Genomic DNA, 22,713 nt, shown 5'->3' with positions numbered 1-22,713 from the left:
TGGCACCTTGGGCGTCTAGGAAACGCTTACATGACGCCCGACGGCGGTGCCCGCCTGCCGCTGCGGACCCCGGATGGCGTGCCGGATTCTGTAAGTAACCTTGGAGTTCCCTGTGGGCCGGGCAGTATGACCGTTTTCAGCTAGAAGGCTGTCAGTGGGGTGGCATAGGCTGAAGAAGTCTTGGGACGCATCTTCAGGCGTGTCCGGTGTTGCCGCGGAATCCCGCGTGGATCACCGGACCGGACTGCCCAAGGCGCCGCCGTACGAAGGAGAAATACATGAACCAGCTGAGCCCAGGACCGCACGACTCACAGCCGACGGGACCGGACACCACGGCTGGAACGGCCACAGCAGCAAGTAGCAACGCCGCTGCGGAGGACACCTCTGCCGTGCCGGGAAAAAGCGATGCCACAACAAACGGCGCCGCCAAGTTCGACGCCGTCGCCGGCCCCTTCACTATCCGGGACCTCACTGTCTTTGGCTCGACACTGCTGATGTTCGTCGCGTCCCTCCTGCCGATGTTCGGCTCGCTCTACAACCTGTGGAACCTCGGAAACCTTTTCTTCCTCCTGCTGGGCATCATCCTGCCCCTGGTTGTTGTTGCCCTCTTCGTCGCCCGGCGCTTGCAGCCGGGGACGATCATCCGGGTTGGCTCGCTGTCCATCGATCAGTTCGCCTCCGTGACAGCGTCCTTTGCGTTCCCCCTGTTCTTCCTGACCCTTGCCATTGACTTCAATGGCAGCGTGCTTCTGGGCTTGATTGGTTCCGTGGGCCTGCTGGCCGCGACGGTCCTTGCCCCGCACCTGCCCTTGCTGTCCGCCGATTTCAAGGGCCGCGCTGAGACTCCGGCCCATGTTGTCGCCCGTGAAGCAGCGGTGCCCAGCCGCAAGCCGGCTGCACCCAAGGCACCGAAAGAGCCCAAGGCTCCCAAGCCCACCGCGACCACGTCAACGGTCACTCCGGGCGCTGCCAACGCGGGTGCGGGTTATCAAGGGTCCTCAGCGGCGTACCCGGCATCCGGTCCCGCTGCCACTGCCGCATCTGCAGCCGGCCCGGGCGCGGGTGCTCCCGGCACCGGAAACTCCGCTACTGGCAGTGCCAATGCCGTCGCCAGCCCCTTTGCTCCGCCGGCAACCTACGGAAGCACGCCGTCGCCTGTAACGGAAGCTCCCGCCGTCGTGCACTCTGCCGACTCCAAGCCCTTTGGGGAGCCGGCTGCCGGCCCCGAAGCCGCTGCCGTATCTGAACACGCCGGGTCAGCGTCGCCTGAGCGCGCAGACGCCGTGAAGGATCAGCAGACCGCGGACGAGTCCGCGGACTCCCGGCCCGTGGCTGCCGAACCGGCCACCACCCAGCACCCGCAGCAGCCGGCCGCACAGCAGCCCGCCGCGCCGCAGACAGGAGCCCAGCAGACCGCCACCCAACAGCCGTGGGCTGCCACCATGGCCACCCCGATCGTCTCCGGAGACACCCGGAAGGTCAGCGACACCATCGGCGCAACAGTGGATCCCGCCAGCCGGCCGGAAGAGTCCGACGCGCCGCAGTACGAGGCGTTTTGGTTCGCCGTGGCCCAGCCCCGCACTGCGTACGACGAACAATCGGGCGCTCCCGCCTTCGTCATCGAACCAGGCGGCTGGGTGCTCGCGCTCGAAGACCGTGGCCATGAGTTCCTGGTCCAGGACACCGACGGCAAGGTCGGGGTTCTCCGGGAGCTCAGCAACATCGAACGCGGCTAGGCAGGGACGCCGTGGCCATCGCCGAAGCTGGCTCCCTCCTTGCACTCAAGCGCAGGGCCCGCAAGATCAACAGGGTCCTCGCTGAGAAGTATCCCTACGCGCACGCGGAGCTGGACTTCAGGAATCCCTTCGAGCTGGTGGTGGCCACGGTCCTATCCGCCCAAACCACGGACGTCGCGGTCAACCAGGTCACCAAGATCCTGTTCGCCCGCTACCCCGATGCCCGGGCCATGGCCGAAGCCGAGCCCGCCGAGCTGGAGGCGATCCTCCAGCCGACGGGCTTCTTCCGGGCCAAAGCCCGGAACGTCCTGGCGCTAAGCACGCGGCTGGTGGATGAGTACGACGGCGAGGTCCCCGGCAGGCTTGAGGACCTGGTGACGCTCCCTGGTGTCGGGCGCAAGACCGCCAATGTGGTCCTGGGAAACGCCTTCGGGATTCCTGGAATCACCGTTGACACGCACTTTGGCCGCCTGGCCCGCAGATTCGGATGGACGGAGTCCGACGACCCCGTCAAGATCGAATTTGATGTCGCCGAATTGTTTGAACCCCGGGACTGGACCATGTTGTCGCACCGTGTGGTTTTCCACGGACGGCGGGTTTGCCACTCCCGGAAGCCGGCCTGCGGCGCGTGCCCGGTGGCCAGCCTGTGTCCCAGCTACGGGGAAGGCGAAACGGACCCCGTTAAAGCCGCCAAACTCCTGAAGTATGAGCTGGCCCCCGGCAACGAGGAATTGCTGGAAAGGCTGCTGGCCGAGACAGACCGCGCCGCGGAGATCCGCATGGAATCGCAAAGGAGGCCCGGGTGACCGCGCTGGAGGAACTGACCGCGCTGGTGTCCCGTTTTGAGGCGGGTCAGCAGAAGGATTCCGCCCTATGGGACCTGCTCCCGGTCACGGCCGAGACCAACCGCGCAGCTGCCGTCCTCATGCTTTTTGGCGTCCTTGATGATGTTCCCGCCGAGTCAGGACGGCAGATCGCACCCGCAGACCTTGACGTCCTGCTGCTCGAACGGGCGCACACCCTGGATGACCACCCGGGGCAAGTGGCATTCCCGGGCGGCAGCGTGGACCCAGAAGACGAGTCAGTGGTGGCAGCCGCCCTGCGCGAAGCAGTAGAAGAAACGGGGCTGGATGCCGGCGGTGTCCGCGTCCTTGGCGTGATCCCGGAGCTTGGACTCATCCGCAGCAACTTCCGGGTAACGCCGGTGTTGGCATGGTGGGATGCCCCGTCGCCTGTCCGTGTGGTGGACTACGCTGAATCGGCACAGGTGTTCAGGGTTCCGGTCCGGGATCTGCTGGACCCTGCCAACCGCGTCACCGCCACGATTTCCCGCTTGGGCCGAACCTACACAAGCCCGGGCTTCACCATCAACGGCGTGCTGGTGTGGGGCTTCACCGGTATGGTCCTCAGCGGCCTCTTCGACGAGCTGGGTTGGACCGTGCCTTGGGACAGAGCCAACCTTCACCACCTCGACCTCTGACGGCGCCGCCGGTGCAGCCGTTCAGGCGGCCTTGCGTGCCGGCGTCGAACGGTCCACGATCAAGCCGGTGGCCGCATTCTCCCGAACGGCCTTGATACCGGCCACAACGCCGTCAAGGTGCGGGAACGTCGGCGACTCCGCCACCACGGTTCCATCGGCTGCCGTGAGGCGGAACCGGTATGCCCGATCGTTTTCCTTGAGAATTTCAAACCTGCCTGCCATGCTTTTCCCCCTTGTGATGCTTTCCTGCATGCCCTGTGGGTCGCTGAAGCTGCCCACACTGTGAAAATATCGGCAAGCGGCGGCGAACCAAAGTCAACCGTCATTCGTGGGTCATCGCGCCTCATACGGCGAGATGTGACTGGAAAGTGTTCAACGTGGCGGCTACTGTGCGGCTATTTCGCCTTGTCGTAGGATTCGACGACGGCGACGCTCACCGGGAACTCCACCGGGATCCGGCCGAACATGAGCTCTTTCGCAGCCGCAGCGGACTCTTCAATGGCACGGATGCAGGCGTCCACGGCGATATCGGGGGCGTGGACCATCACCTCATCGTGCAGGAAAAACACAAGCTCCCCGGACGGCGACCCTTCCGAGCGCAAAGCCCGCAACCGGCGTCGTAATTCCGCGAGCCAGCAGGCAGCCCACTCAGCTGCAGAACCCTGGACGACAAAGTTGCGTGTGAAGCGGCCGCGTGAGCGGGCCAGATTGTCCGCCCGGCGTTGTTCCTCGGCGGTGGTCGATTGCTGGCTCCGCAGCCAGCCAACAGAGGGCGGCGGGCTGCTCCGGCCAAGCCGGGTAGTGACAGTCCTGCCGGCCTCGCCCTCGCGGGCGGCCTGTTCCACGAACCCCACGGCGCGGGGATACGTTCGGGCCAATTGGGGCATGAGCCTGCCCGATTCGCCGGTGGTGGCTCCGTAAATCGCACCCAGCAGTGCAATCTTCGCCTTCGCCCGGTCGCCGCCAAAGCCTTGGGCTGCGATGCCGGCGTAGAGGTCCTTGTCGCGGGCAGCCTCAGCCATTTTTGTGTCCTGGGCCAAGGCCACCAGAACCCGGGGCTCCAACTGCGACGCGTCAGCCACGATCAGCTTGTGTCCCGGGTCAGCGTGGACCGCTGCACGGATATTGCGCGGGATCTGCAGGGCGCCTCCACCACGCGAGGCCCAGCGGCCTGAGACCACGCCACCCACCACGTATTCGGGATGGAACCGTCCATCACGGACCCACGCATCCAACCATGCCCATCCATTGGCGGTGTGCAGCCGGGAGAGCTTTTTGTAGGCGAGCAACGGCTGGATGGCCGGGTGCTTGGACTCCTGGAGTTCCCACTGCCGTGTGCTCTTGACCTCGATGCCGTTGCGGTGGAGGGCGCGCATCAGATCCTGCGGGGAATCGGGGTTCAGACCGGGGGAGTTGAGGATGGTCCGCAACTCAGCGCAGAGAGCTTCCAAAGCAGGAGGCCTGTGTCCGGGTGCCGGTCGGGGGCCGAGCACGTCGGCCAGGATCTGCTGATGCAGCTCCTCACGCCAGGGAACCCCGGCATGCTGCATTTCGACGGCAATGATCGCGCAAGCCGATTCCGCTGCGAGCAGCAACTGCAGCCGTTGCCTGCATTGGTTGTCAGTGGTCAGGTCGGCGACCGCTTGCTGTTGGGCCGCGAACTCCGCCTTCAGTTCGGCCAGCCCAGCCCCGGGAGCCGCCGGGGAAAGGTCCTCGAAGAGGGCGCCCTGGTCCGCCGGCGGTGGTGGCGGCTGGAGGATGCGGGGAGGGCCGTCGTCGTCCTGGGTGAGCTTGACCGCATTCTTCGCATAGTCCGTGTGGGCGGTGAATTCCGAGTGGGCCAGGATGGCCCCGCACAGCGCCAGGTCGTGGCACCGCTCCAGCTCGACGCCCTGGGCCAGCAGTTCGGGGTACCAGTCCTGCGCGCGTTGCCACACCCAGCGGGGCCGCTGGGCTTCGAATTCACGGACGACGCCGGCCAGCTCACCACGGGTGAGGACGCGGGCGTCGGCAGTTGCCTTCCCGGTGGGGGAGAGCCGCTGTATGGCTGCGCCATCCGGGTGGGCGGCGAGCAGCAAATACATGCGTTCCATTCTGCCCTGTTGCTTGCGCTGCCGGCGTACAGCGGGACTTTTTTGCGCGCTACTTGTCCTCCACATCCCTTGTTGGCGCATCGCGTGGGCGGGGTTTTGCACATACGGGCGGCCGCTCCTTACCGGGGTTCCGGGATTCGGCCACTGTGGTTCCATGAGCAAGCGAAATCGTAGGCACCGGCAATCCATCAGCCCCGCAACGGAAGGGGAGCCGAACAGATCGTGGCTGCCCCGGGATGCCTCCGGGGTGCTCCTCGTTTCTGCGGACCCGTACCTCCAGGAGGAGGCAAAACGGGTGGTGGCCGCGGCAGGTGGAACGCTTCGAACAGCCGTCAGCGTGACCGAAGCCGTCCACGGATGGGACAGCGCGGACGTTGTCTTGGTGGGCAGCGATGTTCGTGAACTGCCACCTCGACGGCGGCCGCCCTCAGTACTGCTGGGCAGGGCGGGTGAAGGAGACGGGCTTTGGAGGTTGGCTGCTGCGCTGGGGGCCGACCGGGTGGCAGTCCTTCCGGAAGCAGCCGCTTGGCTGGCCGAGTATCTGAGCATGTCCGGAGCGCCCGACCCCGGAGGAACAGTGACGGGGATCGTCGGCGGTTGCGGCGGCGTCGGCGCGTCAACAGCGGCCATCTGGCTTGCCCAGGCCGCAGCCTCGGAAGGCGTCAGTACCCTCCTTATTGACGGAGATCCTTGGGGAGGTGGACTGGAACTTGCCCTGACGGACGGGTCTGTTCCGGGTCTGCGATGGCCGGATTTCCAGGAAAGCCGGGGGAGTATTGATCCTGCCCAGTTCAGGGATTCCTTGCCTGCCGCCGGTGGGTTCGCGTACTTGTCCTGGCCGGGTACGCGGGAAGCGGTGAAGAGTCCCGATGCTGGTGCCGTTGCCACCATCATGGACGCTGCGCGCCGGGGGTTCGAACTCATCATCGTGGACCTCGGGCGCAGCGGCGAAGGCGTGGGAAGACTCGCGTGGGACTGCGACAAACTGTTGTTGCTGACCACCGCCCACCTCAGGTCAGCAGTCGCATCCGCCCGGATCCTGAACGAACTTCCACCCGTGGAGACAGGGCTGATCGTGCGCGGGAGCAACGCATCGCCCGTCAGCCCCTCCTTCATCGCCGAATCGCTCGGGCTCCCATTGGTCGGCGTTGTTCCCGAGGTGCGAGGCGTCGCCGCAGGCACGGAACTGGGCCGCTTGCTTGAAATGGGCAGACGCAAGAGCGTCGGCCGCTTCACAGACGAGGTGCTGGAGCTGAACGGAGCAATCCAGTGAGCCGCTTCGTTGACGGTCCACGCCGCCGGCAGAACCCGAAACTGGACTCGGTACTGCTTGAAACGGTTCGCGGCTCGGTACTTGCCAACAACGGACCAGTCACTCCCTCCTCGGTGGCAGCAGCTGTGCAGGCCAGCGGCAGGTTGCTGGGCACTGCCGGAGCTTTGGAAGCCGCAGAATCGATCAATGCCGAACTGAACGGGCTCGGACCTTTACAGCAGCTCGCCCACGACCCCTCCGTCACTGACATTTTCGTCAATGCACCGGATTCGGTGTGGTTCGACCGCGGGCGGGGCCTGGAACGCAGCTCACTTTGTTTTGACGCCGAGCACCAGGTACGTTCTCTCGCATCCCGGCTGGTCGCCGCAGGAGGACGCCGGCTGGACGATGGTTCCCCGTGCGTGGACGTCCGGCTGAAGGGCGGCTACCGGGTGCACGCAGTGCTTTCTCCCATCTCCACCGCCGGAACCCTCTTGTCCATCCGCATCCGCCGCGAAGAAGTCTTCACACTGTCGGAGCTGAGGGAAGGCGGCATGTTCTGCGACAGGGTGGAGGCGGTTCTCAGGGCCATCATCGCGCAGAGGCTGAGCTTCCTGATCAGCGGCGCCACGGGATCAGGGAAGACCACCCTCCTGTCCACCCTGCTGGGCCTCAGCGATCCGGGCGAACGCATGGTGCTGATTGAGGACGCTGCAGAACTCAACCCGGTCCATCCCCACGTTGTCAGCCTTGAATCCCGCCACGGAAATCTTGAAGGTGGAGGCACATTGGACCTGGGTGAACTGGTCCGCCAGGCGCTGCGCATGCGGCCGGACCGGCTGATCGTCGGGGAATGCCGGGGTGCTGAGGTCCGTGAATTGCTGACGGCCTTGAACACGGGCCATACCGGTGGCGGTGGCACCATTCACGCCAACACAGCCGAAGCGGTGCCCGCGCGCCTTGTTGCCCTCGGCGCGCTAGCCGGGTTGGACGCCGAGGCCGTCCGGTTGCAGGTCTCCTCGGCCCTGGACGTCATCATCCACGTGGCCAGGAACCACTCCGGACGCAGGGTGGCTTCCATCGGAGTGATGACCCAAACCCCGAAAGGACCGGAAGTGGTCTCCGCCCTCAGCCTGGGTCCAACCGGGATATCGCACGGACCGGCGTGGCCGGAACTCTCTGGTCGCCTTTCCCTGAACCACCAACCATGACAGTCGTCTTCGTCCTCGCCTTGGCTTTGGCTGCCTGGCTGCAGTTCCGGAGCAACCAGTCTGATCGCCGCCGCCTGGCGAACAGCCTGGGCATGGAAGGGGAGGCTCTCGCCCGTTCGCCACTCCTGTTCCCGTTCCTGCGGTTGCGGCGTCATCGATCTCCCGGGGGTCTGCCCCTTGTGGTCCTGGTCCAGCAATTGGCAGCACTCCTGCGCGGTGGACGTGGGACGTCACGGCTATGGGAAGAACTGTGGCTTGTCCATGCCTCCCGATCCTCGGGGGAAGCTGCCGCGCCTGCCCAAGCCGGAAGCGGTGTTGCCTCGCTTTCCGCCACGTCGCTAAAAGTACTGGCTGCGGCGCGGGCCGCGTCCAGCGTGGGAAATTCCCCGGCTGAAGCGATCCGCGGAACTGCAGCGCAGAGTTACCCCTCCCGGGGAAGCTCCGAGCGCAGGGTGTGGATGGAACTGGCTGCCTGCCTCGACGTTGCCGAAAGCAGTGGATGCCCCTTGGCAGAGCTCTTGGCCCGGTTCGCGGCACAACTGGAAGCCGAAGAGGATGCCGAGGCGGCACGCCAAACAGCGCTCGCGGGGCCGAAGGCCACCGTTCGGCTGCTGTCGTGGCTGCCGCTGCTCGGGCTGGCACTCGGCATGGCGCTGGGTGTGGACCCCCTGGGTATCCTGCTGGACAACCCCTGGGGCATTGCCACTTTCGCGACCGGGCTTCTGCTCACAGCAGCGGGACGCATCTGGTCGTCGAAGTTGGTTGCAGCCGCGGTGGGAGGAAACTGATGCCCGGAGCATGGGTCCTCTTGATGATGGGCGTCCTGGCGCTCGCAGCGTTCGTTTCATTCCCGCTCCGGCACCGCGCAAGCCGGCTCCTTGCATATCGGGCCGGTAGATCGGGCGTGCCCGGGACATCAAGCATGCCCGGCACATCAAGCATGCCCGGCACATCAAGCATGCCCGGCACATCAAGCGTGCCCGGCACAGCGTCGGACGGCGAGGCTCGGGAGGCCGTGAGCGCCGCAGCGGACGGCCTTCGCGACACCGCCATGATGCTGGAGCTGACGGCTTCCATGCTGGATGCCGGGGCGGGGATAGGGAGGGCATTGGAACTCCTCGCCAGAGCGGCGTCGCCCCCGATCAATCACTCGTTGAGACCCGTTGTAGCGGCGCTGGCCATTGGCGCCGACTGGGAAACCGCGTGGCAGACGCCTCAGCGACACGCCCCTGAGGCGCTGCGCCTGAGGGATGCCCTCGCCTTCGCTGCTCTGACCGGAGCTCCCTCCGCGTCGATCCTCTATGCGCAGGCAGCCAGGGAACGGCGCGAGCACTTCCGGGCCGCAGAGAAACGTGCCGCGGCATTGGGCGTGAAACTCGTGGTGCCGTTGGGGCTTTGCTCACTTCCGGCCTTCATCTGCCTGGGCATCGTGCCCGTACTGATCGCCATGCTTCCCGCGGCCTGAAGCGGACGTTCCGCCGTCGCTCGGCCGCGCTCCGCGGCACTGCTCCTCCACATGCGGTCGATCCGGAGGGGTTTTCCACTTGCAGGAATCCGGTTCTTCCGAGGCCTGCCTGGGCCGCGGAAGAGTCAAAGCAGCCAGTGAATGCTGGCATCCCTTGAAAGGAACAAACCGTGAAAACAACAGTCAGCCCGCCCCTCGCCGAGCTCATCGGCCCAAGTGTCCCATCCCTCCCCGCCCGTAAGGTCGAGTCAAGCCAAGGGGTTGTGGCGCTCCGGGATCCCGAACCGGGCGCAACATCCGTGCGTTTGCGAACCAGGCAAGGCCGCCGGTCGAACAGCCGCCCACGGACCGGCCCCCTGAAAGGGTTGATGGGTTCGGAAACGGGCATGGCCACCGCCGAATACGCGATCACCACCCTGGCCGCCGTTGGCCTGGCCGGATTGCTCGTGGTCATCCTGCGCAGCGAAGAAGTCCGGGGCTTCCTGCTCAACGTCATCCGCACGGCTTTGTCGCTGCCATGACAGAAGTGCTGCCTGCCCGCAGGAGAGTGGTCGCAGCAGCGCGGGAGCGGGGCGCCGTCACTGCCGAGTTCGCTGTCGCCTTGCCGGCTGTGGTGTTGCTACTGGCTTTCCTGTTGGCAGGCGGCGCTGCCGGCCTCACACAATTGCGGCTGGAAGAGGCTGTGAGGGCCGGAGCCAGGGCCGCAGCACGGGACGAGTCCATTGACTCGGTGAAAGATACCGTCGGACGGCTTGCGGGGAAGGACGTCACGTCGTCAGTGACCGACGACGGCAGCTGGCTCACGGTCACTGCCTCATCACCGGTTGGGGGCGCCTTGGGGTCGTTGATCCCATGGCGCCTGACAGCTTCGGCGGCCGCTCGCGCAGAGACGGGAACTCCATGAGGAACCGAACCATCAACGTCGATTCAGAGCGCGGGTCCGGGACGGTGCTTGCGCTGGCCTTGGGTGCTGTGGTGATCGCCCTCCTGCTTGGCCTGCTCCTGTTGGCACAAGCAGCGGTCATGGCCTCCCGGGCGGCGTCTGCTGCCGACCTCGCGGCCCTTGCAGGAGCCGATGCTGCCCGGGGCCTGACGTCGGGAGAGCCTTGCGCCGTGGCGGAAAGCGTGGTGGGGCAGCACCACGTAACCCTGGCATCCTGCGTGGTGACAGGTGGGGAGATCGTGGAGGTGGTTACCGAGTTGGCTTACCCCTTCAACGTAGGAGTCGCCTCGGGCCACGCCAGAGCGGGACCCCCACCGTAACTGCCGGAGCGCTTAGACGGCGTCCTTCAGCAGGACGCCGAGGAGGGTGATAGCGGCTGCCTTGTCCAGGGGATTGTTCTTGTTGCCGCATTTGGGCGACTGGACGCAGGACGGGCAGCCGGCCTCGCATTCACAGGCCTTGATGGCCTCCCGGGTCGCGGTCAACCAGGTTTTGGCTTTTTCGAAGCCCCGCTCCGCGAATCCGGCGCCTCCGGGATGTCCGTCGTAGACAAAGATCGTAGGTACCCCGGTGTCGGCGTGCAGGGCGGTGGAAACGCCGCCGATGTCCCAGCGGTCGCTTGACGCCACCAAGGGCAGAAGGCCGATGGCGGCGTGTTCTGCGGCATGGAGCGCGCCGGGGAACTCAGCTTCCACCAGTCCGGCGCCGTGCAGCGAGCGGTTGTCCACTACAAACCAGACGGCCTTGGTAAAGAGATCCCGGGCTCCGAGATCCAGCGGTTCCTCGCCGAGGATCTCATTTGAAATCAATGCCTTGCGTTGGAAGGAAACTACTTGGGTGGTTACTTTGACGTCGCCGAAGTGCACGGTGATGTCGCCCCATTGAACGGTGCGTGTGGTTTCCAGCACCTCGATCTGCGTCACGTCCCGTGCCGTGGTGTAGAAGTCGGGGTTCACGCGGCGGACCATGACGCAGTGGTCGGTCTCATTGAGATCCTCCACCAGATAGCTGTCGCCCTGATGGACGTAGATGGCCCCTGTGTGGGCCTGGTAATGGGTTTGTGGCGAGTCCATGGTTCCCAGGAGGGACCCGGTCTCGGCGTCCACGATGCTCACCGGTCCACCGCCGTCGGCCCGCAGGTTCACCATCCCGGCTGCGCTTTCCGGGTGCGTCCAGAACCATCCTGCCGGCCTCTTGCGCAGATAGCCCTGGGCCACCAAGCGATCAAGGAGGCCCTCTGCCGTGGGGCCGAAAAGGTCGAGTTCCGCTGGGCCGATGGGCAACTCCGCGGCCGCCGCGCACAAGTGCGGGCCAAGGACATAGGGGTTGCCCGGATCGAAGACAGTGGCTTCCACCGACACGTCAAAGATGGCCTCGGGGTGATTCACCAAATAGGTGTCCAGGGGGTCGTCGCTGGCAACGAACGCAGCGATCGCGTCCTGTCCGGCACGCCCTGCGCGGCCAATCTGTTGGAACAGCGAAGCCCGCGTCCCGGGCCACCCCGCCACCAGCACAGCGTCCAGTCCCGAGATATCGATGCCCAGTTCAAGGGCAGACGTGCTGGAGACTCCGAGCAGTTGGCCGGATCTGAGTGCTTGTTCCAGGGCACGCCGTTCTTCGGGCAGATAACCGGATCTGTAGGCAGCCACCCGCCCCGGCAGGCTGGGATCCACCTCGTCCAGAAGCCTCTTGGTAATGGACGCAATGGACTCCGCCCCGCGCCGGGACTTGATGAACGCGATGGTGCGGACCCGCGAGGAAACCAGGTTGGCCAGGATGTCGGCCGTTTCGGCGACTGCCGTCCGCCGCTGTTTGGCCCCGTTTTCACCTTTGACGTCAGTCAGTGCAGGCTCCCAGAAGGCCACTGTGGTGGATCCGTGCGGGGAGCAATCCTCGGACACTTCCCGCACCGGGGCACCGATAAGCCTGCCAAAGGAGACAGCGGGATCGGAGGCGGTGGCCGAGGCCGCGATGAACACCGGCTCGGGGAAGGAGGTCCCCGCGCCGTAGTAGGCGCAGATCCGGCGCAGACGCCTCATGAGGTTCGCGACATGCGAGCCAAAGACTCCACGGTAGCTGTGTGCTTCGTCCACGATCACGTAGCGAAGCCTCCGGAAGAACCTGGCCCACCACGTGTGGTTGGGCAGGATCCCGAAGTGCAGCATGTCCGGGTTCGCCAGGATGAAATTGGCGTGGTCGCGGATCCACCGACGCGACGAGACGTCCGTGTCGCCGTCGTAAGTTTCGGCCCGGACGGTGGGCAACTTCAAGGCGCGGATCGCGGCGAGTTGGTCTGCAGCCAGGGCCTTGGTGGGGGAGAGGTAGAGCGTGACGGCGCCGTCGTCGTGGATTTTCCCCGGATCAGCCAGGACCCGCAATTCGGATCGGTGGATGGCATCCAAGGCCGGCAGTTGGTACGCCAGGGACTTCCCCGAAGCGGTTCCGGTGGCGATGACCACGTGCTGGCCGCCATGGGCTATGTCCGCGGCCTGGATCTGGTGCCGGTACGGTTCCTGGATACCCAAGGTGTCGTAAGCAGCCACGACATCCGGATGCACCCAGGCCGGCCAAGGCTCATTGACGGCCTTTCGAGCAGGGATCGTGTGGACATGGCGAAGCTGCTCAGGGTCGGGGGTCCGGCCCAGCAAGGAGATCAGCGAATTCGGTGCAGCCACCGAATCATTCTGTCACTCTACGGAGACGCTGACGGCGGCCCACCGGGGAGCCGCCGTCGAGCCCGGCCGCCAAGCGGCAAACGTCAGGCTCCGGAGAGGTCCGAGCCATCCACTCCGCTGGCCGACATCATGAGCACATGGCACACGACGTCCCAGCCAAGGTGCGAGTAGAGCTTCTGGCCATCAAGGGAGGCCAGGAGGAGGCCGTTCTCGACGTCGTGGGAGAAAGCCTGGGCGGCGAGTGCTTTCATGATGAAGCTGCCCAGCCCGCGGCGCTGGAACCTGGGTTCGGTGACGATCTTGTCGAATACGGCGGTGCCGTCCACCACATACACCCTGCCGCTGGCAGCCACTTCTTCGCCGGAATGCACCACTGCGTAGTGGACCCCGTTGGATTCGGAGGTGGCAAGTTCAAGGTCGTCGTCGGGAAGCCAGGGGTCCTCGGCATCCTGGGTTTCCATGTCGACGATCATCATGGTTTGGGAAGCGGACGTCACTTTCAGGCCCTGTTGTTCGGCCAGGTACTTATACCGTTGGACGTCGTTGGTGAGCACCGTCAGGATCCGGGTGGGGGCTTCTGCGGTTTTGCCCGCCAGGACAGCGAACTCTTCGTCGGAGGGGTCGTGGGCGAAATATTCCCAGTCACCTGTCTTGTCGGCGCGAAGTGCGGCAGGGAAGCGTCCCTCTTGGCGTGACTCATAGCCCCGGCAGCCGGACCAGCCGGCCACCCAGACTTCCAAGAGGTGAGCAATGTCTTCAACCAAGGCGTCTGGACTCATGTAGAGAGAGTATGCCAGCGCTCCCTGAAGGAACAGAGCGAGGTCAGCGGAAGGATCGTTGCTTATTGAATTGTGACGTAGTCCCTCCGGCGCAACCGGATTTTACTGCACCAAGTACCCTTTAACAGTGGCTTTGAACCGAATTGTGCTCTTCTATGGCTTTACCCCGATCGCCGACCCGGACGCCGTGCGTCTGTGGCAGCGCGCCCTCTGCGAAAAGCTGGGCCTCACGGGCAGGATCCTCATTTCCAAGGACGGCATCAACGCCACCGTGGGCGGCGAACTGAACAACATGAAGCAGTACGTCAAAACCACCCGGGAGTACAAGGGTTTCCATGGGATCGACTTCAAATGGTCAGAGGGCAGCGCCGCGGATTTCCCACGGCTCAGCGTCAAGGTCCGCGACGAAATCGTTTCGTTTGGCGCGCCGGGCGAGTTGAAGGTGGATGAGAACGGTGTTGTGGGCGGCGGCAAGCACCTGCAGCCCGAGGAACTTCACGCCTTGGTGGATGCGAAAAAGGCCGGCGGCGACGACGTCGTGTTCTTTGACGGCCGCAATGCGTTCGAAGCCCAAATCGGCAAGTTCAAGGATGCGATCGTGCCGGACGTGGATACCACCCACGACTTCATCAAGGAACTCGATTCCGGCAAGTACGACGACCTCAAGGACAAGCCGGTGGTGACTTACTGCACCGGGGGAATCCGTTGCGAGGTGCTCTCCAGCCTGATGGTCAACCGTGGCTTCAAAGAGGTTTACCAGTTGGATGGCGGCATTGTCCGCTACGGAGAAACGTTCAAGGACCAAGGCCTCTGGGAAGGCTCCCTCTACGTGTTCGACAAGCGCATGCACGTCGAATTCAGCGAAGACGCCAAGACCATCGGCGAGTGCGTGAGGTGCGCATCGCCCACCAACAAGTTCGAGAATTGCTCCAACCCCAGTTGCCGCACGCTCACTCTTTACTGCGCCGAATGTGCGTCAAGCCCGGAAACGCTCCGCTGCCCCGGTGGCTGCGACGCGGCCTGAGCGAAAGCTCATAGCCTGCTTACCCGATACGCAAAGTTCGCATCCGCGCCTGCCCCGACGGTAATGGCAAGCACGGCGTCCTTTTCCAACTGGACCACGCTGACCCGGGCATTGGCACATCCCAGCGTCAGGTCGACGAGTTCTGCCTCGCCCACTTTGACCGAAAACGAAACCCGCCGCGTGCCTCGGCAAGCCAACGTCACCGCGTACGTGCCGCCCGGCAGCTGGACTGTCTGCTCAGTCCTTGACTCGCCGGCGGCCAGGGAGCCGCTGCTTGAATAGAACGCCTGCCCTTGGGATTCGGGCAGAGCGGCCGTGGCCCACTCATCCAGGGCCTTGCCGGTGACCGTTGATTCCAGAGCTGGATCCGGCGGGAGAACCACGTTGGTGGACGTCGGGCCGGGACTGCTCGCGGCCCTGCTGCCGTCTTCGTAGGTATATTCGCAGGCGCTGACGCTTCCGCAGAGCACAAGGAGTGCGACGGCGGCCCTCGCCAGCCGCTGCGCCGCTACGGAGGGAGCTGCCTTGCTGCCCATGAGCTGACTTTACGCCCGTGCGGGCTCCGGCTGAAGGCCGCCCCCGGGGATCGTTGTGGCGGTGTTCTAGCTGCCTGAAGGGACCAGATGGTAGGCAAAGATCAGAGGAGCGTCAACACTGCTGGTTGAGATGCTGACAGGGCCGTTTCCAGGCACCTTGATCTTCACCACATCGAGGCTGGCGTTGCAGGCTGCCGCGGCGTCCGTGATCTTCTTCCCGCCCGAAGAAACCGCGAAGTAGGCCTTGCCGCCGCCATCGCATGCCATGGTGAGCGTGTAATTTCCGGCCGGAACGTCGGCGGACTCCTTAACAAGCGGATCCCGATTGAGGATTTTGCCTGAATCCTCCAACACAGCGGTGCTGGTAGCGGGGAGGACTTTCTCCTTCCACGCAGGGACGTCGGCATCCTGGATGTTGACCGGAGCCTGGCAGGCTGAGACCCCCAGCAGTGCGGCAGCAGCGATGGAAACAAGGCCGGCAAGGCGCCTTGCAGTGGAGAAAGTGAGCATGGATCCAACGCTACCGGGTTCGGAAGGCGTGCTTTGTCCACATAGGGCGACAGACGAACCCATGGGCAGCTGTGCCGCACCTACACTGGCAAGGTGACTGACACAGCTTCCTTGTTTACCGCCGGCAATACTGACGATGCTCCCCGCAGCGACCAGCCGGACCTTCTTCTGGCCCTCTCCTCGGACCTTCGTGCCATCTCCTACACCGTGGACGGAGTGGCCGGGCTCCTGGGCGGGTCAGCCTCGGAAGCGCTGTCCCGGGACCAGCTCGTTCCAGCCCTGTTGGCCAGTGAACGTCAGCTGCTCTCCGAAGACCCGGCCGTCCGGGCGCTGGCCGTCATTGTCCGCCTGTGGCTTTTGGCGGTTCCGCAAAATGTCGCTGATGTCGATGCCGCACTGACCGGAACCGGGTCGAGCGGACTGGAAAGTCTGGGACTTGTAACTGTTGAGTCCGGGCTGGTCCAGGCCAGGGTGGACCTTCGTCCCTATGGCTGGGATGCCAACGCGGACGGCACCGGTGGAGCGGAACTGTGGGTGGCCAGCGACCTCGCTGCCCATCAGCAGCCAGGGGTTTTGAGGCACGATCACGTCCTGGGGATTGGCCGGGCCTCCACAACGCTTGTCCAGACCACGTCCCGGCGCCACACCGTACGCGCGTTGGATCTGGGGACGGGCTGCGGGATCCAGACATTCCACCTCCTGCACCACTGTGAGCATGTCACGGCCACGGATATCTCCCCCCGGGCGCTCGCCTTCACCCGCTTCAATCTCCTGCTCAACGCCACTGAGCTGGACTTGGACCCCGACAACCTGGAAGCCCGCGTGAGCTTGAGGCTGGGCTCGCTGCTGGAGCCGGTGGCCGGGGAACTGTTCGGTCTGGTGGTGTCCAACCCGCCGTTCGTGATCACTCCCCGCACCGGCGGTGAGTCCTCTGCCGGGCAGTTCACCTACAGGGACGGCGGATTGGCAGGTGACGGGATCGTGGCATCACTCGTGCAGTCCCTCGCCTCCGTCCTCGAACCGGGCGGTACCGCGCAGATGCTGGGCAACTGGGAGATTGCCGCGGGGGCGGACTGGAAAGACCGTCCGAAGGCCTGGCTGAAGGATTCAGGTTTGGATGTGTGGTTTATCCAACGCGAGCAGGTTGGCCCGGAGCAATACGCTGAAACGTGGCTGCAGGACGCCTCGCAGAACCGTGAAGGCGGCCATTACAAGGACGCCTACGCCGCCTACCTCAGCGACTTCGCTTCCCGGAATGTCGAGGGAATCGGTTTCGGCATGATCCTGCTGCGCCGCCCCGAGGCCGGGCACGGTGCCGTTATCAACCGCTTCGAGGAAATCACCTATCCCATAGAGCAGCCGATTGGGCCACATCTGGGTTCCGCGGTGGAGAGGGCGGACTGGGTGTCCGCGCACCCCATCCCGGAGGCGCATCTCATAGTGGCCGAGGACGTGACCGAGGAACGCCACCAACGGCCTGGAGCAGCCCATCCGGGTGTCATTCTCCTGCGTCAGGGGGCCGGTCTGCGGCGTACCAACCTGCTGAGCACGGAACTGGCCGGCTTTGTTTCAGCCTGCGATGGGCAGCTGTCTGTCAGGCAGATCGTTTCTGCCTTGGTGGCATTGCTGGGCGGAGACGATACCTTCGACGAAGGTGTTTTCCGTGAGGGATTGTTCAGCGAGGTCACCAACCTGGTCCTCGATGGTTTCCTGCTTCCCGACCCGGAGCGGTACGGCTCATGAATGGCCCAGGCGTGCCGCGCCCGTCGACGTCCGGTCGCCCCGATAGTGACCCTGACTACACTGATGAAGTGATTGCGAACAACGAGACATCCCAAACGTCGGGAGACGCCCCGCGGCGGAAGCGGGCAGAGAAGACGGTTGAGATTACCGATCCCAAGGCTATCCGCGCCTTGGCGCATGCTGCCCGCATTGAGGTCATCTCCGAGCTCTACGCTACCCAGGTGAGCCACACGGCCACCGAACTTGCCGCCAGGACGGGCCTGACCCCGAGCGCCATGAGCTACCACCTCCGTGCTCTCCAAAAGTGGGGAATTGTGGCACCGGCGGAGAACTCGGGAGATGCCCGTGAAAGGCGTTGGAAAGCGGCAGGGACGGACTTCACGATTTCCGGAGGCAGCGTCGCCAGCCCGGAGATCGCAGTGGTGGACCTGGAACTGGACGCCTTCCGGCGCAGGGCATCGGCATTTGCCAAAGCCCGGGGTGAGCGGCGTCAGCGGGGGGAAACGGGGGAGGAGCCTGCAGCCGTGGTCCTCTCAAGCAACCTGCTGTACCTGACCAACCCGCAGAGGAAAGAGCTTGCGGACAGGATCCGGGAGGTTGTGCGGGAGTACGAACTCGAGGATCCCACCCGGATTCCCGAGGGTGCGCAGCGAATGGCAACCTTGTGGTCAATGATCCCTGACGACCGCGTGGCACCGGGCCAATAGCACCATCCCAGGTCCCCGAAGGACCGCCTGGTTTCCCTGGCCAAAACGCAGGATTCTGCAAACTATGGTGAACTAGGCCAATATGGGCAGCAGCCCAATTACACATTTTTTCTGTAGGAGCACCGTGCCCAGCAAGGCAAAAACCGGCAAGAAACTCGTGATCGTGGAGTCTCCGGCCAAGAGCAAGACCATCGCCAAGTACCTTGGCGAGGGCTTCATCGTCGAGGCTTCTATCGGCCATATCCGGGATCTTCCCCAGCCGTCAGACCTCCCTGCAGAACTGAAGAAGACTTCGCTGGGCAAGTTCGCGGTGGACATCGAAAACGACTTCAAGCCTTACTACGTGGTGTCTCCCGACAAGAAGAAAAAGGTTGCCGAGCTCAAAGCCCAGCTGAAAGATGCTGACGCTCTCTACCTCGCAACCGATGGGGACCGCGAAGGCGAAGCCATCGCGTGGCACCTCCTGGAGGTCCTGAAGCCCAAGGTTCCCGTATACCGGATGACCTTTGGTGAAATCACCAAGGAAGCCATCCACCGGGCCATGGACAACCTGCGCGACGTCGACACGGCGCTGGTCGATGCCCAGGAAACCCGCCGTATCCTAGACCGGCTCTACGGTTATGAAATTTCCCCCGTGCTGTGGCGCAAAGTAGCCCGCGGACTCTCGGCGGGCCGCGTGCAATCCGTGGTGACCCGCATGGTCGTGGACCGTGAACGCGAACGGATGGCCTTCCGGGCAGCCTCGTACTGGGACCTGACGGGTCAGTTCGGCGCAGGATCAGGATCCTTCAAGGCCAAGCTCGCCGCCGTGGATGGTGCCAAGGTGGCCAGCGGCCGCGACTTCAACGACAACGGCCAGCTCACGTCCAGCAACGTTGTCCATCTCAACGAGGAACTGGCCACGTCTCTGGCGTCAGGGCTGGAAAACGCTGATTTCCGTGTCCGTTCGGTAGACACCAAGCCGTACACGCGCCGGCCTGCAGCTCCGTTCACAACCTCGACGTTGCAGCAGGAAGCCGGCCGCAAGCTCCGGTTCTCCTCCAAGAGCACCATGCAGATCGCGCAGCGCCTGTATGAAAACGGCTACATCACCTATATGCGTACCGACTCCTCGGCGCTGAGCGATGAAGCGCTCACCGCTTCCCGCCGCCAGGCTGCTGAACTGTACGGACCCGAGTACGTACCCCAGAGCCCGCGCGTTTACGCAAACAAGGCGGCCAACGCCCAGGAAGCCCACGAAGCCATCCGCCCCGCTGGTGACTCCTTCCGCACTCCGGCCCAGGTTGCCAAGCAGCTTAGCGGCGACGAATTCCGGTTGTACGAACTCATCTGGAAGCGCACCGTCGCCTCGCAGATGGCCGATGCCAAGGGATCCACTGCCACGATCCGCCTGGGCGCAGTTGCCGCCGATGGACGTGACGCAGAGTTCTCCGCCTCCGGCACCGTCATTACGTTCCCCGGCTTCCTTGCTGCCTACGAAGAGGGCAAGGACGAAAGCCGCGGCGACGACGAATCCGATGAAGCCCGCCGCCTGCCGAACGTTGCCAAGGACGATTCCCTGACTGCTTCGGACATCGTTGCTGTTGGCCACGAAACGTCCCCGCCCCCGCGGTACACGGAAGCGTCCCTCACCGCAGAGCTGGAAAAGCGCGGCATCGGCCGCCCATCCACGTATGCGTCCACGATTTCCACCATCCAGGACCGCGGATACGTCCGGAAACAGGGCTCTGCCCTGGTTCCCAGCTGGATTGCCTTCTCGGTGATCCGGTTGCTGGAGCAGCACTTCACGGACTACGTGGACTACGAGTTCACGGCCGACATGGAAGGCGACCTGGACAAGATCGCCAACGGCCAGGCAGCGGGTACCGCCTGGCTCAAGCACTTCTACTACGGTGAAGACGCCGATCCCGGCCTGCTGAGCATCGTCAACAACCTGGGCGAAATTGATGCGCGGGAAATCAACTCGGTGCCGATCGCAGAAGGCATCACGCTGCGCGTTGGCAAGTTCGGACCCTACTTGGAGAGCTCCATCCCCACAGTGGATGAGAAGACGGGCGAGGTAGTTGAGTCTGCCCGCGCCAATGTCCCTGAGGAACTCGCTCCCGACGAGCTCACGGCCGAAAAAGCCAAAGAGCTCATGGAGACAGCCGCTCCCGAGGAACGCGTTCTGGGAACCGACCCGCACACCGGTCACACGGTTGTGGCAAAGAATGGTCGCTACGGTGCCTACGTCACCGAGATCATCCCGGAAATGACCGAGGAACAGTTGGCCAACCAACCGGTCGAGTATTACAAGAACGGCAAGCCCAAGCCTCCGAAGAAGCCGGTCAAGGCAAAGCCGCGCACCGGTTCGCTCTTCAAGTCCATGACGGTGGACAGCGTGACCCTGGATGAAGCGTTGCAGCTCATGAGCCTTCCGAGGGTCCTGGGCGAGGACGCCGAGGGCAACCCCATTACAGTCCAGAACGGCCGTTTTGGTCCGTACTTGAAGAAGGGCACGGACTCGCGGTCCATCGGATCCGAAGAGGAAATCTTCACGATCACTCTGGACCAGGCGTTGGAGATCTACTCGCAGCCCAAACAACGTGGAGCGCGGGCAGCCGTCCCGCCCTTGGCCGAGTTCGGCCCTGACCCAGTGTCGGAGAAGAACATCGTCGTGAAGGAAGGCCGCTTCGGGCCCTACATCACGGACGGCGTCACGAACATTACTGTCCCGCGCTCAACCTCGCTTGAGGAACTGACCCGGGAACGCGCCGTCGAGCTCTTGGCTGAAAAGCGGGCCAAGGGACCGGTCAAGCGGACCACCACACGTAAGGCCCCGGCGAAGAAAGCCGCGGCGAGGAAGTAGCCGGGACGTCGGCGGGGAAGCATTCGCGAATTGCGTCCCGGCCGTCATCGTGGTCGAGTAGAACCATGACTGAACAGACGGATTCCCCGGACAACGGACCCTTGAACGACCTCGAGGCGAAGCTCGCCTTGGCCGACCAGCCGGACGCGAACCCCGTGGACGTCATCCTCGCTTTCCTGAACAACGAGGTCTACCTCGTCAGCTCGGAAGCGGTGGACGGACCTGACTCCTCGGTTGAGCCGTTGGTGCTCTCGAACGCCGACGGACAACCCGTTCTTGCAGTGTTCAGCCATCCCAGCCGCGTTGACGACCGCTTCCTCGAGGCCGCACCGCACGTCCTGGGCACCATGGGTTCAGCCATCCTTGGAAACATCGGTGATGAGCTCGGCATGGTCATCAACCCGGGAAGCGAATTCGGCTTCGAAATCGACCCTGAGGGCATCGCGAATATCCGCCGCGACTTCAAGCGGGCGGACGAGGCAGCAGATCAGGCGGAATAGAAGGAAGCCAGGCAGCTGGCTTCCTTCGCGTCGGCGAAACGTCACCGCCAAGTTGCTTACCGGGCTTCAAATCGGTGAATAATGGCAGAATGCGTCTTGGCGTTCTCGACATCGGGTCCAATACCGTCCACCTTCTGCTGGTGGACGCCCACCCCGGCGCGCGCCCGGTAGCTTTCGCCTCCCACAAGCGTCCGCTGTCACTGGTGCAATACCTCGACGGTGATGGCAACATCAACGACGCCGGCCAGCATGAGCTCATCGAATTCGTCCTGGAGGCCTGGGAGTTCGCGGCCAGCCACAAAGCGGAGGACCTCCTGGCCTTCTGTACCTCGGCCATCCGGGAGGCAACCAACGGGCCCGAGGTCCTGGCCAGGGTCAAGCACGAAACCACTGTGACCCTCCAGGAACTAACAGGCAGCGAAGAAGCCTCCATGACGTTCTTCGCCGTGCGCCGTTGGTATGGCTGGGGCGCCGGGCCGATCCTGGACCTGGACATCGGAGGCGGCTCCTTCGAAATGGCTTACGGCACAGACGAGCTCCCGGAGTTCGCCACCTCGGTCCCTCTGGGTGCCAGCCGGTTGACGCGGGACTGGCTCCACGACGACCCTCCCAGCGCCAAGAGCGTCAAGGAACTCCGGCGCTACATCCGCTCCACCTTGAAGCCCGTTGTCCGCAATTTCCACGAACTCGGCCGCGCTAATCTTGTGGCCGGCACATCCAAGTCCTTCCGTTCACTGGCCCGTATTGCCGGCGCCGCTCCCAGCGCCGCCGGACCCTATGTGAAGCGCGAGCTCCATGCGGCGGACCTGGGCTTGTGGGCGCAGCGGATTTCGGCCATGACGGTGGAAGACAGGCTGTACCTCCCAGGTGTCTCGGATGCCCGGGCGCGCCAGCTGTTGGCTGGTGCCCTGGTCGCTGAAGCGGCGCTGGAACTTTTCGAATTCCCCACCATGGAGATCTGTCCGTGGGCACTGCGGGAAGGCTTGATCCTGCGCCGGCTGGACCAATTGGTTTTTGAGGAAGCCCTCGACCCCGCACCCCACGTGGGGAAAAGGAAGAAGGACAAATCAAAAAAGAAAGCGGCCAAGGAAGACGGCCGAAGCGCCGAATATAAAGATTCCCACCCGGATGTGAAAGAGTTTCCGGTCCCGGTGAATACCCCTGCCCCTTCCCCCATTCCAGCCCCCGCGGCAGGCGGGCTGGCCTCCTGA

Annotated in this window: 22 protein-coding genes; 16 read left to right on the top strand and 6 right to left on the bottom strand. The window is 64.2% G+C overall.

The features are described from left to right. The first annotated feature begins 278 nt into the window (after positions 1-278). From JMY29_RS16010 to JMY29_RS16000, 3 genes are read left to right on the top strand one after another with little or no spacing between them, the layout of a single operon-like run. Complete coding sequence (locus JMY29_RS16010) at positions 279-1,736, top strand: hypothetical protein (protein WP_189075410.1); 1,458 nt, start codon at positions 279-281, stop codon at positions 1,734-1,736. Between the two features lie 11 nt (positions 1,737-1,747). Then, a complete protein-coding gene (gene nth / locus JMY29_RS16005) occupies positions 1,748-2,542 on the top strand; it encodes an endonuclease III (RefSeq protein WP_018777035.1) in 795 nt (264 codons plus the stop codon). Beyond that, a complete protein-coding gene (locus JMY29_RS16000; RefSeq protein WP_018777034.1) occupies positions 2,539-3,216 on the top strand; it encodes an NUDIX hydrolase in 678 nt (225 codons plus the stop codon). Before nth ends, JMY29_RS16000 begins: the two co-directional genes overlap by 4 nt. Positions 3,217-3,237: 21 nt before the next feature. On the opposite strand, the gene JMY29_RS15995 is transcribed toward JMY29_RS16000, so the two are convergent. Together JMY29_RS15995 and JMY29_RS15990 are read right to left on the bottom strand one after the other, a co-directional pair. Continuing rightward, a complete protein-coding gene (locus JMY29_RS15995) occupies positions 3,238-3,438 on the bottom strand; it encodes a YegP family protein (RefSeq protein WP_179128305.1) in 201 nt (66 codons plus the stop codon). Between the two features lie 173 nt (positions 3,439-3,611). Beyond that, complete coding sequence (locus JMY29_RS15990) at positions 3,612-5,300, bottom strand: bifunctional 3'-5' exonuclease/DNA polymerase (protein ID WP_079580969.1); 1,689 nt, start codon at positions 5,298-5,300, stop codon at positions 3,612-3,614. A gap of 163 nt (positions 5,301-5,463) precedes the next feature. Between JMY29_RS15990 and ssd the strand changes: the two genes are divergently transcribed. The 7 genes from ssd (at position 5,464) to JMY29_RS15955 (ending at position 10,500) form a co-directional block, all read left to right on the top strand. Further along, complete coding sequence (gene ssd / locus JMY29_RS15985; RefSeq protein WP_233460904.1) at positions 5,464-6,582, top strand: septum site-determining protein Ssd; 1,119 nt, start codon at positions 5,464-5,466, stop codon at positions 6,580-6,582. Beyond that, the gene (locus tag JMY29_RS15980) at positions 6,579-7,772 is read left to right on the top strand and encodes a TadA family conjugal transfer-associated ATPase (protein ID WP_189075409.1); all 1,194 of its coding nucleotides are present in this window, start codon (positions 6,579-6,581) and stop codon (positions 7,770-7,772) included. Before ssd ends, JMY29_RS15980 begins: the two co-directional genes overlap by 4 nt. Further along, a complete protein-coding gene (locus tag JMY29_RS15975) occupies positions 7,769-8,560 on the top strand; it encodes a hypothetical protein (protein WP_189075408.1) in 792 nt (263 codons plus the stop codon). The genes JMY29_RS15980 and JMY29_RS15975 overlap by 4 nt, the downstream gene beginning before the upstream one ends. A 170-nt stretch (positions 8,561-8,730) precedes the next feature. Next, a complete protein-coding gene (locus JMY29_RS15970) occupies positions 8,731-9,237 on the top strand; it encodes a type II secretion system F family protein (protein ID WP_374757494.1) in 507 nt (168 codons plus the stop codon). Between the two features lie 170 nt (positions 9,238-9,407). Then, positions 9,408-9,758, top strand: a complete 351-nt coding sequence (locus JMY29_RS15965; protein ID WP_229778569.1) for a DUF4244 domain-containing protein — start codon at positions 9,408-9,410, stop codon at positions 9,756-9,758. Next, entirely contained in the window at positions 9,755-10,141 is a 387-nt protein-coding gene (locus JMY29_RS15960) for a TadE family type IV pilus minor pilin (RefSeq protein WP_064721414.1), read from the top strand. Before JMY29_RS15965 ends, JMY29_RS15960 begins: the two co-directional genes overlap by 4 nt. Further along, entirely contained in the window at positions 10,138-10,500 is a 363-nt protein-coding gene (locus tag JMY29_RS15955; RefSeq protein WP_039242804.1) for an Rv3654c family TadE-like protein, read from the top strand. The genes JMY29_RS15960 and JMY29_RS15955 overlap by 4 nt, the downstream gene beginning before the upstream one ends. Before the next feature lie 12 nt (positions 10,501-10,512). On the opposite strand, the gene JMY29_RS15950 is transcribed toward JMY29_RS15955, so the two are convergent. Continuing rightward, positions 10,513-12,855: a DEAD/DEAH box helicase gene (locus tag JMY29_RS15950; RefSeq protein WP_064721415.1), complete on the bottom strand. Its 2,343-nt coding sequence runs from the start codon at positions 12,853-12,855 to the stop codon at positions 10,513-10,515. 83 nt (positions 12,856-12,938) lie between these two features. Next, positions 12,939-13,634, bottom strand: a complete 696-nt coding sequence (locus JMY29_RS15945; RefSeq protein ID WP_026267063.1) for a GNAT family N-acetyltransferase — start codon at positions 13,632-13,634, stop codon at positions 12,939-12,941. Between the two features lie 127 nt (positions 13,635-13,761). Here JMY29_RS15945 and trhO point away from each other — a divergent pair, with 127 nt between their 5' ends. Continuing rightward, the gene (gene trhO, locus JMY29_RS15940) at positions 13,762-14,658 is read left to right on the top strand and encodes an oxygen-dependent tRNA uridine(34) hydroxylase TrhO (protein WP_055971129.1); all 897 of its coding nucleotides are present in this window, start codon (positions 13,762-13,764) and stop codon (positions 14,656-14,658) included. Positions 14,659-14,666: 8 nt separating this feature from the next. On the opposite strand, the gene JMY29_RS15935 is transcribed toward trhO, so the two are convergent. Together JMY29_RS15935 and JMY29_RS15930 are read right to left on the bottom strand one after the other, a co-directional pair. Next, positions 14,667-15,194 carry a hypothetical protein gene (locus JMY29_RS15935; protein ID WP_189075406.1) on the bottom strand — a complete coding sequence of 176 codons (528 nt, stop codon included), beginning with the start codon at positions 15,192-15,194 and terminating at the stop codon, positions 14,667-14,669. Between the two features lie 66 nt (positions 15,195-15,260). Then, positions 15,261-15,704: a hypothetical protein gene (locus JMY29_RS15930; protein WP_052247271.1), complete on the bottom strand. Its 444-nt coding sequence runs from the start codon at positions 15,702-15,704 to the stop codon at positions 15,261-15,263. Between the two features lie 93 nt (positions 15,705-15,797). Here JMY29_RS15930 and JMY29_RS15925 point away from each other — a divergent pair, with 93 nt between their 5' ends. The 5 genes from JMY29_RS15925 (at position 15,798) to JMY29_RS15905 (ending at position 22,713) form a co-directional block, all read left to right on the top strand. Continuing rightward, on the top strand, positions 15,798-17,447 hold the full coding sequence (locus JMY29_RS15925; protein WP_229778568.1) for a DUF7059 domain-containing protein: 1,650 nt from the start codon (positions 15,798-15,800) through the stop codon (positions 17,445-17,447). After that, positions 17,444-18,154, top strand: coding sequence for an ArsR/SmtB family transcription factor (locus tag JMY29_RS15920; protein WP_026267060.1), 711 nt, complete (start codon positions 17,444-17,446; stop codon positions 18,152-18,154). The genes JMY29_RS15925 and JMY29_RS15920 overlap by 4 nt, the downstream gene beginning before the upstream one ends. 124 nt (positions 18,155-18,278) lie before the next feature. Continuing rightward, positions 18,279-21,002: a type I DNA topoisomerase gene (gene topA / locus JMY29_RS15915; protein ID WP_018777017.1), complete on the top strand. Its 2,724-nt coding sequence runs from the start codon at positions 18,279-18,281 to the stop codon at positions 21,000-21,002. Between the two features lie 65 nt (positions 21,003-21,067). Then, positions 21,068-21,502, top strand: a complete 435-nt coding sequence (locus JMY29_RS15910; protein ID WP_018777016.1) for an SseB family protein — start codon at positions 21,068-21,070, stop codon at positions 21,500-21,502. Between the two features lie 89 nt (positions 21,503-21,591). Further along, the gene (locus tag JMY29_RS15905; protein ID WP_189075405.1) at positions 21,592-22,713 is read left to right on the top strand and encodes a Ppx/GppA phosphatase family protein; all 1,122 of its coding nucleotides are present in this window, start codon (positions 21,592-21,594) and stop codon (positions 22,711-22,713) included.

Source organism: Paenarthrobacter nicotinovorans (assembly GCF_021919345.1).
Lineage (GTDB): Bacteria > Actinomycetota > Actinomycetes > Actinomycetales > Micrococcaceae > Arthrobacter > Arthrobacter nicotinovorans.
Note: the sequence above shows the minus strand (reverse complement) of the source record. Positions and strands in the feature narration are given on the sequence as shown.